17 protein-coding genes are annotated in these 14,164 nt (G+C 52.3%); 7 read left to right on the top strand and 10 right to left on the bottom strand.

What is annotated here, in order from left to right:
- Positions 1-72: 72 nt before the first annotated feature.
- Positions 73-798 (top strand): hypothetical protein, encoded by a 726-nt coding sequence (locus ACWIZX_RS06500; RefSeq protein WP_448335202.1) that lies wholly within the window; start codon positions 73-75, stop codon positions 796-798.
- A gap of 69 nt (positions 799-867) precedes the next feature.
- Here ACWIZX_RS06500 and ACWIZX_RS06495 read toward each other — a convergent pair whose 3' ends face one another.
- Together ACWIZX_RS06495 and ACWIZX_RS06490 are read right to left on the bottom strand one after the other, a co-directional pair.
- Positions 868-1,542 (bottom strand): cytochrome c biogenesis CcdA family protein, encoded by a 675-nt coding sequence (locus tag ACWIZX_RS06495; RefSeq protein ID WP_322791999.1) that lies wholly within the window; start codon positions 1,540-1,542, stop codon positions 868-870.
- Between the two features lie 13 nt (positions 1,543-1,555).
- On the bottom strand, positions 1,556-2,254 hold the full coding sequence (locus tag ACWIZX_RS06490; RefSeq protein WP_448335201.1) for a TlpA family protein disulfide reductase: 699 nt from the start codon (positions 2,252-2,254) through the stop codon (positions 1,556-1,558).
- A gap of 208 nt (positions 2,255-2,462) precedes the next feature.
- On the opposite strand from ACWIZX_RS06490, the gene msrP reads away from it, so the two are divergent.
- Both msrP and ACWIZX_RS06480 read left to right on the top strand, forming a co-directional pair.
- A complete protein-coding gene (msrP, locus tag ACWIZX_RS06485; RefSeq protein ID WP_448335200.1) occupies positions 2,463-3,416 on the top strand; it encodes a protein-methionine-sulfoxide reductase catalytic subunit MsrP in 954 nt (317 codons plus the stop codon).
- Positions 3,417-3,423: 7 nt separating this feature from the next.
- On the top strand, positions 3,424-4,143 hold the full coding sequence (locus ACWIZX_RS06480; protein ID WP_448335199.1) for a sulfite oxidase heme-binding subunit YedZ: 720 nt from the start codon (positions 3,424-3,426) through the stop codon (positions 4,141-4,143).
- Here ACWIZX_RS06480 and ACWIZX_RS06475 read toward each other — a convergent pair.
- Positions 4,106-5,497: a glycerate kinase type-2 family protein gene (locus ACWIZX_RS06475; RefSeq protein WP_448335198.1), complete on the bottom strand. Its 1,392-nt coding sequence runs from the start codon at positions 5,495-5,497 to the stop codon at positions 4,106-4,108. The two genes, ACWIZX_RS06480 and ACWIZX_RS06475, sit on opposite strands and share 38 nt — an antisense overlap.
- Before the next feature lie 138 nt (positions 5,498-5,635).
- On the opposite strand from ACWIZX_RS06475, the gene ACWIZX_RS06470 reads away from it, so the two are divergent.
- Positions 5,636-6,085, top strand: coding sequence for a rhodanese-like domain-containing protein (locus ACWIZX_RS06470; protein ID WP_448335197.1), 450 nt, complete (start codon positions 5,636-5,638; stop codon positions 6,083-6,085).
- Here ACWIZX_RS06470 and trxA read toward each other — a convergent pair.
- The 5 genes from trxA to ACWIZX_RS06445 form a co-directional block, all read right to left on the bottom strand.
- The gene (gene trxA, locus ACWIZX_RS06465; protein WP_322792005.1) at positions 6,082-6,612 is read right to left on the bottom strand and encodes a thioredoxin; all 531 of its coding nucleotides are present in this window, start codon (positions 6,610-6,612) and stop codon (positions 6,082-6,084) included. The genes ACWIZX_RS06470 and trxA overlap by 4 nt on opposite strands.
- A gap of 99 nt (positions 6,613-6,711) precedes the next feature.
- Positions 6,712-6,912 carry a YgaP family membrane protein gene (locus ACWIZX_RS06460; protein WP_322792006.1) on the bottom strand — a complete coding sequence of 67 codons (201 nt, stop codon included), beginning with the start codon at positions 6,910-6,912 and terminating at the stop codon, positions 6,712-6,714.
- 74 nt (positions 6,913-6,986) lie between these two features.
- Positions 6,987-7,244, bottom strand: a complete 258-nt coding sequence (locus tag ACWIZX_RS06455) for an anti-sigma factor family protein (protein ID WP_448335196.1) — start codon at positions 7,242-7,244, stop codon at positions 6,987-6,989.
- Positions 7,241-7,837, bottom strand: a complete 597-nt coding sequence (locus ACWIZX_RS06450; protein WP_322792008.1) for an RNA polymerase sigma factor — start codon at positions 7,835-7,837, stop codon at positions 7,241-7,243. The genes ACWIZX_RS06455 and ACWIZX_RS06450 overlap by 4 nt, the downstream gene beginning before the upstream one ends.
- Positions 7,838-7,880: 43 nt before the next feature.
- Positions 7,881-9,317: an MFS transporter gene (locus ACWIZX_RS06445; RefSeq protein WP_448335195.1), complete on the bottom strand. Its 1,437-nt coding sequence runs from the start codon at positions 9,315-9,317 to the stop codon at positions 7,881-7,883.
- Between the two features lie 196 nt (positions 9,318-9,513).
- On the opposite strand from ACWIZX_RS06445, the gene ACWIZX_RS06440 reads away from it, so the two are divergent.
- The gene (locus tag ACWIZX_RS06440) at positions 9,514-10,071 is read left to right on the top strand and encodes an ECF transporter S component (RefSeq protein ID WP_448335194.1); all 558 of its coding nucleotides are present in this window, start codon (positions 9,514-9,516) and stop codon (positions 10,069-10,071) included.
- A gap of 2 nt (positions 10,072-10,073) precedes the next feature.
- On the opposite strand, the gene ACWIZX_RS06435 is transcribed toward ACWIZX_RS06440, so the two are convergent.
- Both ACWIZX_RS06435 and ACWIZX_RS06430 read right to left on the bottom strand, forming a co-directional pair.
- A complete protein-coding gene (locus ACWIZX_RS06435) occupies positions 10,074-10,901 on the bottom strand; it encodes an energy-coupling factor transporter transmembrane component T family protein (RefSeq protein WP_448335193.1) in 828 nt (275 codons plus the stop codon).
- Positions 10,894-12,642, bottom strand: a complete 1,749-nt coding sequence (locus ACWIZX_RS06430) for an energy-coupling factor transporter ATPase (protein ID WP_448335192.1) — start codon at positions 12,640-12,642, stop codon at positions 10,894-10,896. Before ACWIZX_RS06430 ends, ACWIZX_RS06435 begins: the two co-directional genes overlap by 8 nt.
- 187 nt (positions 12,643-12,829) lie before the next feature.
- Here ACWIZX_RS06430 and ACWIZX_RS06425 point away from each other — a divergent pair, with 187 nt between their 5' ends.
- Both ACWIZX_RS06425 and ACWIZX_RS06420 read left to right on the top strand, forming a co-directional pair.
- On the top strand, positions 12,830-13,927 hold the full coding sequence (locus ACWIZX_RS06425) for a PIN domain-containing protein (RefSeq protein WP_448335191.1): 1,098 nt from the start codon (positions 12,830-12,832) through the stop codon (positions 13,925-13,927).
- A 27-nt stretch (positions 13,928-13,954) separates the two neighbouring features.
- On the top strand, positions 13,955-14,164 hold a 210-nt coding region (locus tag ACWIZX_RS06420), incomplete at its 3' end, for an RNA methyltransferase substrate-binding domain-containing protein (RefSeq protein ID WP_448335190.1).

Genomic DNA, 14,164 nt, shown 5'->3' with positions numbered 1-14,164 from the left:
ACGAAACCCAATTGAAAAGTCTGCGTATATAAATTACACAATATCCTGACAGGAAAGCAGGCAGTCATTATTATGGAAAACCCTTCCGTAAACCTCGAAAAACCACCCGCAAATAGCCCCCGCCGACATGGCGGATGGTTTGGAGTTATTTTGATTCTGGCAGGTCTTATCATCTTTGCCCAGCAGGCCGGCTGGCTTGGTCCGCGTGTCAACTGGTGGGCATTGTTTATCCTCATCCCTGCCTTCGGGTCATTGAGCGGCGCTTACTATGCCTTTCAATACAGCCAACGCTTCAACACCGCCGTGCGCAGCAGCCTGGGAAGCGCTGTGGTTTTATTCACCCTGACTTTTATGTTCCTGTTGGGATTGGACTGGTCCGTATACTGGCCCTTGATGGTCATTGCACCCGGTGTCAGTGTACTGCTGAATGGTTTTGGCGGTAGGGAAGGTCTCAACATGGCTTTCTGGATTGGTTTGGGTGCGGTCTATCTGGGATTTGGTTTTTTGGGAATTAACACCGGCTGGGTGGATTTACGAAACCGCTTCGAGCCGTATAACTGGTGGGCGCTGGCTATTTTGATCCCCGCGTTTGGCGCTCTGATAATGGCATCCATCAGTATGGTTCAAAAACAACGGCCGGGCAAGATCATTGGCCTGGTTATCTTTGCAATTTTGATGGCAGGAACCGGATTAATTGCCTTCTTCTCTGCCAACTGGTCTTTATTCGCTCCGGTACTGCTAATTGCAGCGGGTCTGGGCATTCTGCTGGGCATTTTCGGGGAAAAATCTCAAGCATAACAGCCAGCAAGCCTGTCGCTTCCCGCAGTCACCCCCGGTCGGTCAGGACTGCGGGAAGCATTTTTTACCTCATCCAAACCATACAGAGCGGATCAATTCCCAATTTATGAAAAAATCCACCACGGCAATGGTAATTAAAATAACTCCACCAATCCGATTGACCCATTTTCCATGGCGCGCAAATTGAAGAGTAATCCAGCGTTGTTGTGACCCAGCCAGAAAAGAAAGCAGCAAGAGCGGAATTCCAAACCCCAGACCAAAGCCCATGAAGGTGCCCAGCCGGCTGAGCAGTTCGCCAGCCGTTAGTGAGAGTGCAAACACACTGACCACCAGCGGGCCCGCGCAAGGTAAAGCAATTGGACCGTATAGCAGCCCATATACAAAGGCATTGAAATATGGATTTTGCAGCAGCGGGACTCGAATTACAGGCAGGGATCGGAACGGATTGATATTGAAAAGCAACAAAACACCTAGCAGAAAGATCAAAATATCCGCCAGCGGTACGACAATGGACAACGCGCTTCCAATAGGGACCGCAAGTAAAGCAATGACCAGCCCGATTGCCAGCATCATGGTCAACACACCCGCCAGCACCAAAAAGCCCAATAAATAGCGGCCTTTACTTTTCTGCAAACGCTCATTTCCATTGCTCAAATAAGCCAGATACCCCGGATAAAGCGGAAAGACACACGGGCTGGTGGTTGCCAGCAAGCCAATGGTTATTGTGGTAAAAATGTTCTCCACCGTATCTTACCTCTCAACCATCAGTCTCTAAAAATGGTTGCAGAAATTCATTCAACCGCTCTGCCGATTTGATGCCCATTGGGAGAAGGTGAACCTGCCCCTGCCGGTCGATTATTAACATCGGCGTCGCAGGTGGAGAGAGAAATTGGGCACCATACAAATCACTCAACGAGCGTGAAACTTCTGCTGGCGAAATAGCATACACCCAATCGAATTGATGACGGGTGACATAGTTTTTCAAGGTTTCGGCATCTTCATTCGGGTCAATATCCAGGCCGATGCTCACAAAATCATCCCGTTCCCCCAGCAGCTGATGCAGAGCCTTGACCTCTTGTTGTTGACGCAAACAATTCGAACACCATTGCGCCATGGTTTCAACCAGCATAACCTTTCCCAGCAGGGATTGGAAGGTGAAAGTTTCATCGTTTGCTACATTGGTCAATTCTACTTTGAACCAAGCCGGCAGGTCTTGGGGTGTAATGGTTTGTTCGACTTCCCTGTCATTATCGTTCTCTTGCTCTTGAGGTTGCAAAGTTGCTATCTCTTCAACCAATGGCGTTATCTGTTCACCGTTCAATTCAACGGTTGGCTGCACCAGCGGTATCGGTCTGTTTTCCTCGGAATTATCTGAAACAGCCGGTTTCGCCGTACATGCACCCGAAATAAGGGCTATGACCAAAAACAGATTGAACAGAATGATTTGCTTTCTCATAGAGTAAACCTTTCCGGAATGATATGGGTCTACGGATATAGAGTTCCTAAATTGGGAAATCTTACCTCTGCTACTGGATGAATGTCCAAGAAAACGATGGATTGCCCAACCCTTGATAAGGATTTGAAAAATCTCCTCAACTCTGGTAAGGTTAATTGGGTAAAACCAGTCTAATTTAGTAAGCGTAACCCAACAGGATTAACTTTTCATGAAAAAGACAGATATTCCTCGAATACCCTCTTCGGAAATCACCCCCGAGCATGTTTACCTGAACCGGCGGCAGTTCCTCAAACTGGCTGCCATCGGCGCAGCCGGCACTTTGCTGGCAGCTTGTGGAGTCAAAACACAACCCGAAGCTTCATCTTCCTCGGACACAATCATCATCGGTGAGCGCCCGCGCGATGAACTGGGCGACCCGGCCAATTCCTTTGAAGAAATTACCAACTACAACAATTACTACGAATTCACCATGGACAAGGGCGGTGTAGCCTCGCTGGCAAAAAACTTTCCCACCAGCCCGTGGCAGGTGGAGGTTGGCGGATTGGTTCACAAACCGCGGATTTTCGACATCGAAGACCTGCGCAGTTTTCCGCAGGAAGAACGCGTTTACCGGTTGCGCTGCGTGGAAGGCTGGTCCATGGTCATCCCATGGCTTGGCTTTCCGCTTTCCCTGCTGCTGAAAGAAGTCGAGCCCATGACCAGCGCGGCCTATGTTCAATTCACCACCATTCTGGATGAAAAAAACATGCCCGGCGCAAGAAGCCCCTTTTACCCCTGGCCCTATACAGAAGGCTTGCGCTTGGACGAAGCCTATCACGACCTGACCCTGCTGGTAACCGGTCTGTATGGCAAAGAATTGCTCCCTCAAAACGGAGCGCCGCTGCGTCTGGCTGTGCCGTGGAAATACGGTTTCAAAAGCAGCAAAGCCATCGTCAAAATCGAACTGACTGAGACCATGCCGCCCACCTTTTGGAACCTGGTTGCCCCCAACGAATATGGTTTTTATGCCAACGTAAACCCGGAAGTACCCCATCCGCGCTGGTCTCAGGCAACCGAACGGCGCATCGGTGAAAACCGCCGCCGCGAGACCCTGTTGTTCAACGGATACGCCGAACAGGTTGGGCAGCTATACACCAACATGGACCTGCGGGTTAATTACTGAAAAGCCGATGAAAAACTGGTCGCGCCTGCAATTGCTGACTCACATCCTGTGCTGGCTGCCGCTCTTTGTACTGGCAGCTGCATATTTTACCAATAACCTGACCATCAATCCGATTCAGGCCGCCACCCAGCGCTCCGGTGATATTGCCATCATCATCCTGCTGGCCTCGCTGGCGATGACGCCACTGCATATCCTTTTCAACCTGCCGCAGCTGCTTAAACTGCGCCGTCCGCTGGGGTTGTACGCTTTTTTCTATGCCGCGCTCCACATGCTTACTTACACCGGTTGGGATTATCAATTCGATTTCAACCTGATTTTTGCTTCAATCGCCGACAAGCCTTATATTCTCATTGGCCTGGCTGCACTCTGCCTGTTGACTCCGCTTGCGCTAACTTCCCACCGTTGGTGGCAGAAAAGACTGGGCAAGCTGTGGAAGCGACTGCACCAGCTGGTTTACTTGACCGCCGTACTGGCCGTCATCCATCTGGCAATGGCTGTCAAAGGTGATTTTCTGCGTTTGCAAGGGGATATTTGGAAACCGCTGGCAGCCACACTGGTCTTAAGTTTACTGCTCGTGGTGCGCATACCACCGCTGCGCCGGGCGCTTTCTGCACGTCACCGCAAGGGGCGCGCCGTAAAGATTACTCCCGGCCCGGTCAACCGCCGCTCCGATTCTGGACTATCGGCCGTCACTCCGGAAAAGCAAACAGAAACACCAAATCATTGACATTGGTTTGGGTAGGGCCGGTGCGGATCAGGTCTCCCAAGGCATGGAAGAAGTGATAGGAATCATTCCTTTCAAGGAAGTCTTCCGGCTTCATTCCCAATGCCAGCGCTCTTTTCAATGTTTCTCCACTGACCACCGCACCCGCTGCATCCGTCGGACCGTCATCCCCATCGGTAGCCAGAGTGACCAGCAGCAGATTATGGGCAGATTCCATTCCACGAACCGCTCCAAGGGCAACCTCTTGATTGCGCCCCCCCAATCCATCTCCGTGCAATGTGACCGTGGTTTCTCCACCCGCAATCAGGCAGGCCGGCGGTTGCAACGGCTGTCGGGTGGCGTGAATTTGACGGGCGATTGCCCCTAAAAACTGCCCCAGCTGGCGGGCTTCACCTTGTAAATATGTGCTCAACAATAACGCTCTCAGGCCACATTCTTCGGCTTCTTCCAGCGCAGCCTGTGCCGCATGACGATTGCTGGCAATAATCAGGTTGTGGACTTGCCGGAAGAGAGCATCCCCCGGCTTGGGAGTTTCGGGAATGTGGCCTTCTGCGCCGCTGCACAGACGCTGGAGAATTGAAGACGGAGTTTGGTCAATCAGATCATAACGCTGTAAAATTGCCAGCGCATCCGCAAAGGTGGTCGGGTCTGCTACGGTTGGCCCGGAGGCAATCACATCCAGTGGATCACCCACTACATCCGAGAGGATTAATGCCAGCAAATCAGCCTTGCCGGCGGCGCGTGCCAGCCCCCCGCCTTTGACTTCATCCAGATGCTTCCGCAGGGTGTTGATTTCTTCAATCGAAGCGCCGCAAGCCAGCAGCAGGTTGGTCAGGGTCTGCAAATCGGCAAGCGAGATACCCTCAGCCGGTGCGGTCATCAGTGCTGAACCGCCGCCGGAAATCAACGCCAGTACCAGATCGTTTTCTCCCACCCGGTTGAGTAAAGCCAGCATTCGCCGGGTGGCATTCACCCCACGCTCATCCGGCAGAGGGTGAGAGGCTTCAACAACCTGAATTCGTTCCGGAATTGCGCCCCCAAGCGTATTTTCGCGTAAAAAACCTTCCTTGGTAATGATCAAACCCCCGGAAAGACGATCCCCCAAAATACGGGCTGCAGCTTTGGTCATGGGTACCGCGGCTTTACCCGCCCCCACAATGAAAACCCGCCGGTAATGGCTGAGGTCGTAGCTCCGCCCTCCGGCGAACAACAGGTCACCTTCCCGTTCCAGAAAACGAGCAACCGCTGTGGCAGGATCAACCGCCCGTAAAGCAGCAAAAAGAACCCGCTTAACAACCTCACCATGCGGGTGTTTTTCAAGGGTATGGGTATTGAAACTCTCGCGGCTGATCAACATGCTGTCGGGTGTCCCATCCCGCCTCAATTTTTCAGGGATAGTGATCTGCTTATAATTTTACCCCACATCCTGCAACCTTTACCGTAAAATTGAATCCAAACCGTAAGACCTGAATTCCATTTTTCACAGGATTAAACGATGACGCGTAAAAAATCATCTGCCCAGCAGCCGAAAACCAGCCGTTTTCCCCTTTGGGTTATCTTCCTGGCAATTCTGGCCGTGTTTGGAGCAGCAGTTGTCCTCATGAACAACCGCCCATCAGCAACCCGTGCCCTGCCGTTAGAAATTTCAGTGGCTCAAGCCGCTCAGTTGCGTGAGCAAGGCGCCTTTGTTCTGGATGTTCGCCAGCCGGAAGAGTGGAACGAACTGCATGTCCCCGGGGCTACGCTGATTCCACTGGATCAATTGCCAAACCGGGTCAGCGAAGTACCCAAAGATCAAGAAATTTTGGTCATCTGCCGATCCGGCAACCGCAGTCAGGCTGGTAGGGATATTCTGCTGCAAGCCGGGTTTGAAAAAGTAACCAGCGTTAGCGGCGGCATTATTGCCTGGCGTAACGCCGGCTACCCAACGGTGAGCGGCCCTTAAGCCTGTGATCGGGATTTTTGTACAAAACTCTTAAGCCAGCCGGAAACCGCCCGATAAATCGGACAACGGTCATATGCTGCGCTGAATACGAGTACGCCCCCAATCAACAGCAACAAGATATTCACCTGGCTGGTAATACCAATGCCCGCCACCAGTAAACCCGCCCCCAGCCGCAGCAAGCGGTCAAATGGGGTGGGTCCCCTTTTTTGAATTTCCTTACCGGCAGCAAGTTCGGCAAATAATGCCTCAATAGCGGCTGCCGGTTGAGCACCCACTTTACGGTAAATCAGTTTCCCGTTTTGATAAACCAGCAAAGTCGGGATGCTGAATATTTTTAACTCACGCAGCAAATCGGGCGACTCATCCGCATTAATTTTCAACAACTCAACCTGCTCGTGGTATTGTTCACTGGCCGATTTGAGAATCGGGTTCATGATTTTGCAAGGACCGCACCACGGTGCCCAAAACTCGACCACCAGCGGCCGCTGGGTTTTTGCAATTTTTTGTTCGAACTGTTCAGGGTTCATTGAAATTCCAGTTTATATCAGCCAACCAGCCGCTGGCGGTTTGCGCTCATTCGAACACTTTACGGATGAGCTGCCAGCAGCTGGTTTGGCAATAATGGATTACGAATTGGTGCGGAATTTGAACAAGGCGTAAGCCGGGCACCAGCCGATCAATCCGGTCAGCAGCGGCACAAAGCCGAGAAACTTGAAAATGGTACCCAACGTTCCGGTAACGACACCACCCCACCCAAGGGCCAATAACAGAACGCCCACTGCAACGCGAATGATGCGATCTACGGTTGATTCATTTACGAAAGACATGGCTTTTTCCTCCTTCAGGAATTCGGTTTTAATTTCTACCTTTTTGACGAGTTGTCTTCAAAAAGGTTACATCCTCATTCCTCTTCCGGTGGACAATCTTGCCGCTCTGATACTGCTTTGAGCAGGCGGTCAAATAAGGCTACCCGGCGCGGAGCAGGAATTGGGTCTTTGATACTTCCCTTGTACATCAAAATAGTTTTACGGGTGGTATCCAAAACCACATGACAGTTGTGACAGGTGCGCAGGTGTTCCTCGGCATCTGCTCGCAGGTCTTCATCCAGATTGTTATCAATGTAATCCGACAAATACCGAATTAATTCTTCGCAATTCATTGCACCGCTCCTTTCTCCTGAGCCGCAAAAAAAGCCGCCAGTTTTTCACGTAATTCCAGCCGGGCACGGTGCAAACGCACCTTAACCGCTGCGGTCGAAATCGAAAGAACCGCGGCAGTTTCCTCGGTAGAAAGTTCCTCCACGTCCCGCAGTAAAAATACTGCCCGCAGGGCCGGTGAGAGGGATTGAATCGCATCATCCAGCGTTTTCCGCCGTTCGTGATCCTGAATCAATTCCTCCGGCAGCCAGCGCCACTCCACAAACTCGCGCGGCAAGGGCACAGGATTATCCGCATCCTCTGCACCGTCATCCTCCGGCAGCGGCAGAGTTTGTTTTGAGCGCAGCCGGTCCAGACTCAGGTTATAGGCAATTCGATATAGCCATGTACCCGCCGAAGATCTGCCCTCGAATTGAAACCGGTTGCGAAAGACGGATAGAAAAGTATCCTGAACAACATCCTCGGCAGCATCTTCATCCCTCAGCAGCCCCAATGCCAAATGATAAAGACGATCGGCATACTGTTCAAAAAGAGCAGTCAGCGCCGCCTGAGGTTGATCCGATTTCAAACCATTGAGGATTGCCAGTTCATCCACGTAGAGGTGTCCTTTATCTTAGACGATTCGGGGCAGCAAAAGGTTACCCCACCATCGGAGAGGATCGAATTCTTTTTTCTTCGATGAAAGGCAAAACCAGAATAGAGGAGATAAACAAAAAACCATACAACCCCATAATCATGGTGTAGCCAGCTGCATCGGCAATTGGACCAGCAATGTAAGCCCCAATGGCACCCGCACCCGCTCCGGCCAGGTTGGAAAGCCCCAAAAACCGCCCGGCCTGCTCGCGCGGGACAATATCCGTCCCCAAAGCCCAATTAGCCGAATAAAACAATCCTACTCCCGCCCCCACCAGCGAACCGGCCGCATACAGTGCTGTCAGTGTCGGGAACAACAACATCACACCAATCCCGCCGGCAGCAAGCAAGCAGGCAATCGCCACCAGAATTTTTTTACCAAAGCGGTCGGCCAGAAAACCGCTCGGTAAAGCCGTAATCAGGATAAACACCCCCACAAACATGGTGATGGTTGCCGCCGGTGCAGCCGCTTTTTCTCCCGCAAATTGAGGGAAACGCTCCTGTAAAAAGAAAACAAGGAAGGTAGCCACATTGGTTGAACCCACCAGAAAAGCCAGCCGGTTGACTACCCACCACTTGAACGAAGGACGGTAGCGAATATCTTTGCCTACCCCAATTCTCAAGCTGGCAATCACCCCCAAGGCCACCGCAACACCCATCGCTAAAATACCGCCGATAATCGTTACAATACTTTTGAAAATACCATCCGATAAAGGCAGACTCAAGAACCAGCGCACAACCGCACCCATACCAACGATGATCAGCGTAAAGACAGCCGTCATCAAAGCCAGGCGGAAAAATCCCCGCCAGTCGAGCGGGAAGGGAGGCTGATCCAGACGTTTTTCCGGCACCAACATGGCCAATACGGTACAGATTACCATAACCGCCATCAAAATAATCAACGCTGTCCACAACTGTCCCTGACTGACCAGTCGTCCCATAACAAACGAAACGAAAATGACCGGGACCGGCAATTCGAGCAATGCTTTGACACCTGAAAAGAGCCCGCGTTTTTCCTCGGGCACCAGATCGGGTATCAGACCTTGGGTGGCGGCATGGGCAATGTTGGAAGAAAACATGGAAAAAACGTAAATTGCGAACAAAGCCGTATAGCCAGCGCTGCCTTGCATGCCCGCCACAAACCCCAGCAAAGCAAATACAAGCAATTCTCCCAGCGAGCCGATCAAGATAAACGGCCGGCGCCTGCCCCAGCGGTGCGTGCTGCGGTCTGAAAGCATCCCCATCAAGGCCTGCACCAATACAGCCGTCATCAAAGCCCATAGACGGATATTCCCCAACGCCGCCCCTTTCGCTTGTTCGCCGACAAACTGCTGAACGAGCAGCGGCAGGATCAAAGGAGAGATCGTTTGGGAGCGCGTGGTCAGGGCAAACCAGTAGACGTTGATCGTGATGTAATCGTACCAGCGCAAGGGTCTGTCCATAATTCCCTCAAAGTGAGCGATCAGTTTACAGGAATTGTGCCCATTATAGCGGAGAATGAGGACGGTTGGTTTGGAAATAAACCGCCAAGTGGATTTAATGTTAAAATCAAATTCCAACTCGCAAAACTTTTTGGAACCCTTGAGGGTTAAATAAAAAAATCCACAAATTCACCCAATTCATCCAAAAGGAGCAGAAATGCCACAAAATCGCACGAGAAAAATTGTCATCACCGGTGTTTTGGGGGCAATTGCTGTTTTATTGGGTCTGACCCGCCTGGGCTTCATCCCGTGGGTCACTGGCGCTTCACTCACCATCATGCACGTTCCGGTAATCATTGGCGCAGTGCTGGAAGGTCCGATTGTCGGTCTGGGCATTGGCCTGATTTTCGGCATCTTCAGCCTGATTCAGGCAGCCGTAGCCCCCACCGGCCCGGCAGATGTCTGGTTTACCAATCCGCTTCTCTCCGTGTTGCCGCGCTTGTTCATCGGCCCGGTTGCCTGGCTGGTGTGGCAATCCCTGCGTAAATGGACGGTTCCAGCGCTGATTCTCGCCGGCATTGCCGGCAGCCTGACCAATACGATTCTGGTACTGGGCATGATCGGTGTGATTGGCTTTTTGCCCTTTGCTGCTTTGTTACCCATTGCCATTGCCAACGGTTTACCCGAAGCGGGCGTCTCGGCATTGATCACACTGGTTGTCGTGGCGGCCTGGCAGCAATTTGCGGTAGGTAAACGCAAAGGCGCAAATTTGTAATCCTACACTCCCAGAATAAGGATGACCGACGCGCATCCAGCCCCCAACAATAGGGCGGCTGCATCTTTCCATGCAAAATGCATGGTGTACATGGAAGTACGCCGGCGCGTACTTCCGTAGGCGCGGGCATCCATCGCCAGCGCCATCGTTTCTGCCCGCCGCAGACTGGTGAGAAATAAAGGCACAATCAACGGAATGACCTGCCGTACCCGTTGAAAGATTTTGCCTTTGCGCACCCCCCATTCAGCTCCGCGCGAAGCCTGTGCCTTGGCAATCCGTTCAGCGGCGATGGCCAGAAATGGGATGAAACGGATGGTAACCTGCAAGACCATCACCAGATCATGGACTGGCAGCCCAAAACGGGAAAATGGCGCCAGGAGAGATTCGAGCCCGTGAATCATTTCCGAAGTGGAAAGAGTGAATGAGGATAAAGAAAGCGCCAGGATCAGCACACAAAATCGCAGCAACAACATTCCGGCCGAAACCAGACCACTGGCATAAATTTTGAATATCCCGAACTCGAACAAAGGCAATGCACTGGGTGGCCGGATGGATACAAAAACCTGCAAGACGGCCAGAATGAGAAGGAAAGGCAAAGGCGGCAGTAAACCGCGTAAAGCAAAACTCAGCGGAATGCGACCAATTCTCAACAAGACCAGCACCACCAGCAGGGCAAACAAAAGACCGCCAGGTTGAGCGGTGAATGTGGCCGCCATCAGAATCAGCAGATACATCACAATTCGTGCCCGCGCATCCAGGCGGTGCAGGATGGAGTTCAGCGGCAGATACTGGCCGATGTTGACCATGCGTAAAAACTCAAAATTATGCATGGTGAGCCTCCAGATTGCGGCGCAAATGCCCCACCAGATCGCCAATCCGCAGGATGCAGCGGGGAATATCCCAACCCAGTTCCCGCAGGCGTACCGCCGCCCGGGTTACCAGCGGCGCTTCCAGTCCGTGTTCTTCCAGCAGACTCACGTTGGAATAAACTTCTTCTGCAGCGCCATCCAGCAGCGTCCTGCCCTTGTGAAGTACCGTCAAACTGTCGCTTAACTCCGCAATATCCTCCATGTGATGGGAGGAAAGCACCAGTGTTAATCCCTGCTGACGCAGTTTTTCCAGAGAACGCAGGGTTTCGTTACGCGAACGCGGATCAAGCCCGGCGGTTGGTTCATCCAGCAGTAACACCTGCGGGTGCATGGCAATCAACGAAGCCAGTGCCACTTTACGCCGTTCACCTCCGCTGAGGGTAAATGTGAGCCGGTCTTTGAAGGTCTCAAAATCCAAACCAACCATTTCCATTGCCAATTGCACGGTTTGCCGCAAGGTTTCCCGTTCACCTCTCAAGCGCGGCGCGTACGCAACTTCATCCCCAACAAATTGTTCAAACAGTTGATAATCTGGATTTTGGAAGACCAAACCAGCAAACTGTCGCACAGCTTTCAGGTCGGTTTTTGGATCATTCAGATCAAACGGACCGACCGTCACCTTGCCTGTTTGGGGCAGTAACAAACCATTAAGGTGCTGCAAGAGGGTAGATTTTCCAGAACCTGTGGAGCCAATCAACCCATGCACCTTGCCCTCATCGGCATGCAGGTGTACATCTTCTAAAGCCGGATACGCCAGTGGAGTATCCGCCAGATAGGTATGTCCCAACCGGTCAACATGGATAAAGCCGTTTTGCGGTGCAACAGGTGGAGTTTCCTCATCCAAACCCCTCACCCTCACATTAAACGGCGGGGGCGGCAGGGCAGCAATCAGATCATTGGAACGTAACAGGTTCGGCGGCAGGCTGGGCAGCACTTCCCGCAGTTGAATCGCCAACCGTCCCGCCAGCGGCAGATCCAACCCCAGCGACCACAGGTCGGCCGGATGGCTGAAGACTTCCTGAGGTGTGCTGTCCAGCGCAATTTCCCCTTTACTCAATACCACCACCCGCTGAGCAGCCACTGCCTCGCGCATGAAGTGAGAAATGACAATCACCGTCAGGCCTTCTTCATGCAGACGGCGCATCAAGCGCCTGACCATGTGCCGGCCGGCCGGGTCGAGCATGGCAGTCGTTTCATCGAAAATAACGCAGCGTGGGCGCATCGCCAGCACACCCGCCAGAGCCGCCCGCTGCATCTGACCGGCTGAAAGCAAATGGGGAGGTCGCTGGCGATATTCCTTCAAACCGGTAATTTCAAGCGCTTCCTCCACGCGCTGGCGAATTTCTGCAGGCGGAAGACCTAAATTTTCCGGCCCAAAGGCAATATCTTCTTCCAGAATGGTGGCCACCAGCTGATCTTCCGGAGATTGAAACACCATCCCAACCATACTGCGAATTTGTGGGTGAAATCGCTCTTCGCGGGTATCCATTCCGTTGATTCTGACCACCCCTTGATCAGGCAAAAGCAAAGCATTCAAATGCCGCGCGAGGGTGGTCTTCCCGGAGCCATTCGCCCCGATCAAGGCAACATATTCCCCCTCTTCAATCCGCAGGTTAATGCCCTTCAGAGCTGGAATCGCCTCACCCCCCCGTACCGGGTGACTGTACCACAAATTTTCGATTTCGATTAATGCTTTGGTCATTCGTCCGGTTATTTTAACACAAACCCCCACAGTGACCCGAAAACCGCGAATCATTAGAATTTTTTTCGTTGACTCTGCATAACCTTGATGCTATCATAGGGTTAATCATTTAATTTTTTTCATTTATTATTCATTCCGCACCTTAACAATTCCGAAAACCTTTTGCACTCATCCCAAGGAGTTATTCATGAGTATTGAATTTATTTTTCGGCTGATTGGCATGGTTGTTTTTGCAATCATCGGTGTCATGTGGGGAGCGCAATTAGGGCAAATTGCGACAACCGGCGGTGCTTCTTCGACCTTTTCGGTGGAGGAATATGCCTTTACGCTTGGATTGGTAGGCGCGCTGATCGGTTTAATTCTGACACCCTTCATCACCATCCGCCCTATGCGGGCAATTCGCAGCCTGCTGACCCGTGTTTCTGCGCAAACCCTTTTTGCCGCCCTGTTTGGTCTGATCGCCGGGCTGATCATTGCCGTACTGCTGGCATTTCCCCTCTCGCGCCTGCCCTCCCCCTTTGGAGAAATCCTCCCCTTCATCGGGGTGGTCTTCTTCGGTTATCTTGGCGTTTCGGTTTTTGTCATGCGCCAGAATGACCTGTTTTCGCTTTGGGGTAACATCTCCAAAAACCAACCCCCCGGCGCAGGCACTCCTGCCGCCGAGGGCGGGGCTAACTGGGCAGAATCGCGCACCATTTTACTGGACACCAGTGTCATCATTGACGGCCGCATCGCCGATATAGCCCGTACGGGTTTCCTGCCGGGCTCATTATTGATTCCGCGCTTCGTGCTGAATGAACTGCAGTACATTGCCGACTCACCGGACAGTCTGCGACGCCAGCGCGGAAGACGTGGCATGGAAGTGCTCTCCCAATTGCAGAAAGAGCCCATTATTCCTGTGCGCATTTCCGATATTGATGTCGAAGGGGTGCGGGATGTGGATGACAAACTGGTCATCCTCGCCCGTCAGCTGCGCTGCCCCATCCTGACCAACGACTACAATTTGAATCGCATCGCCGAGCTGCAAGGCGTAACGGTTCTCAACGTCAATGAACTGGCTAATGCGGTCAAGTCGGTGCTGCTGCCCGGCGAAACGCTGTCGGTGCGCGTCATTCAGGAGGGCAAGGAAAGCGGACAGGGCGTCGGTTATATGGAAGACGGCACCATGGTTGTAATCGAAAACGGCAACAAGTACCTCAATCAGGAAATACTGGTAACCGTTACCAAAGTCCTGCAAACAGCTGCCGGACGGATGATCTTTGCCCGTCCGGAGAGCGATCATTGATTAGATTTTTTACAGGTGGATTGACCTATGAGAGAATGGATCACCGGTCGCAATCCGGTATTTGAAATATTCCAAACCCGCCGGCGGGAGATTTTTCGCCTTCTGGTTGCCAGCGGAACGGAAGAAAAAGGAAAATTAACCGAAATTCTCAATCAAGCCGCCAGGTGGCGCATCCCGGTGCAACGTGTCCCGCGACAACAGCTGGATGCGCTGGGTGAAGGTCACCAGGGCATTGCG

The sequence above is a fragment of the Bellilinea sp. genome (assembly GCF_053501535.1).
This window is presented reverse-complemented; position numbering and strand designations above follow the sequence as displayed.

Bases quoted from the DNA above. Each gene is read 5' to 3' on its own strand.
- ACWIZX_RS06500 (WP_448335202.1), top strand. From the start codon at position 73: ATGGAAAACCCTTCCGTAAACCTCGAAAAACCACCCGCAAATAGCCCC.
- ACWIZX_RS06480 (WP_448335199.1), top strand. From the start codon at position 3,424: ATGAAAAACTGGTCGCGCCTGCAATTGCTGACTCACATCCTGTGCTGG.
- msrP (WP_448335200.1), top strand. From the start codon at position 2,463: ATGAAAAAGACAGATATTCCTCGAATACCCTCTTCGGAAATCACCCCC.
- ACWIZX_RS06445 (WP_448335195.1), bottom strand. From the start codon at position 9,317: ATGGACAGACCCTTGCGCTGGTACGATTACATCACGATCAACGTCTAC.
- ACWIZX_RS06435 (WP_448335193.1), bottom strand. From the start codon at position 10,901: ATGCATAATTTTGAGTTTTTACGCATGGTCAACATCGGCCAGTATCTG.
- ACWIZX_RS06490 (WP_448335201.1), bottom strand. From the start codon at position 2,254: ATGAGAAAGCAAATCATTCTGTTCAATCTGTTTTTGGTCATAGCCCTT.
- ACWIZX_RS06430 (WP_448335192.1), bottom strand. From the start codon at position 12,642: ATGACCAAAGCATTAATCGAAATCGAAAATTTGTGGTACAGTCACCCG.
- trxA (WP_322792005.1), bottom strand. From the start codon at position 6,612: ATGAACCCTGAACAGTTCGAACAAAAAATTGCAAAAACCCAGCGGCCG.
- ACWIZX_RS06470 (WP_448335197.1), top strand. From the start codon at position 5,636: ATGACGCGTAAAAAATCATCTGCCCAGCAGCCGAAAACCAGCCGTTTT.
- ACWIZX_RS06475 (WP_448335198.1), bottom strand. From the start codon at position 5,497: ATGTTGATCAGCCGCGAGAGTTTCAATACCCATACCCTTGAAAAACAC.
- ACWIZX_RS06455 (WP_448335196.1), bottom strand. From the start codon at position 7,244: ATGAATTGCGAAGAATTAATTCGGTATTTGTCGGATTACATTGATAAC.
- ACWIZX_RS06425 (WP_448335191.1), top strand. From the start codon at position 12,830: ATGAGTATTGAATTTATTTTTCGGCTGATTGGCATGGTTGTTTTTGCA.
- ACWIZX_RS06460 (WP_322792006.1), bottom strand. From the start codon at position 6,912: ATGTCTTTCGTAAATGAATCAACCGTAGATCGCATCATTCGCGTTGCA.
- ACWIZX_RS06440 (WP_448335194.1), top strand. From the start codon at position 9,514: ATGCCACAAAATCGCACGAGAAAAATTGTCATCACCGGTGTTTTGGGG.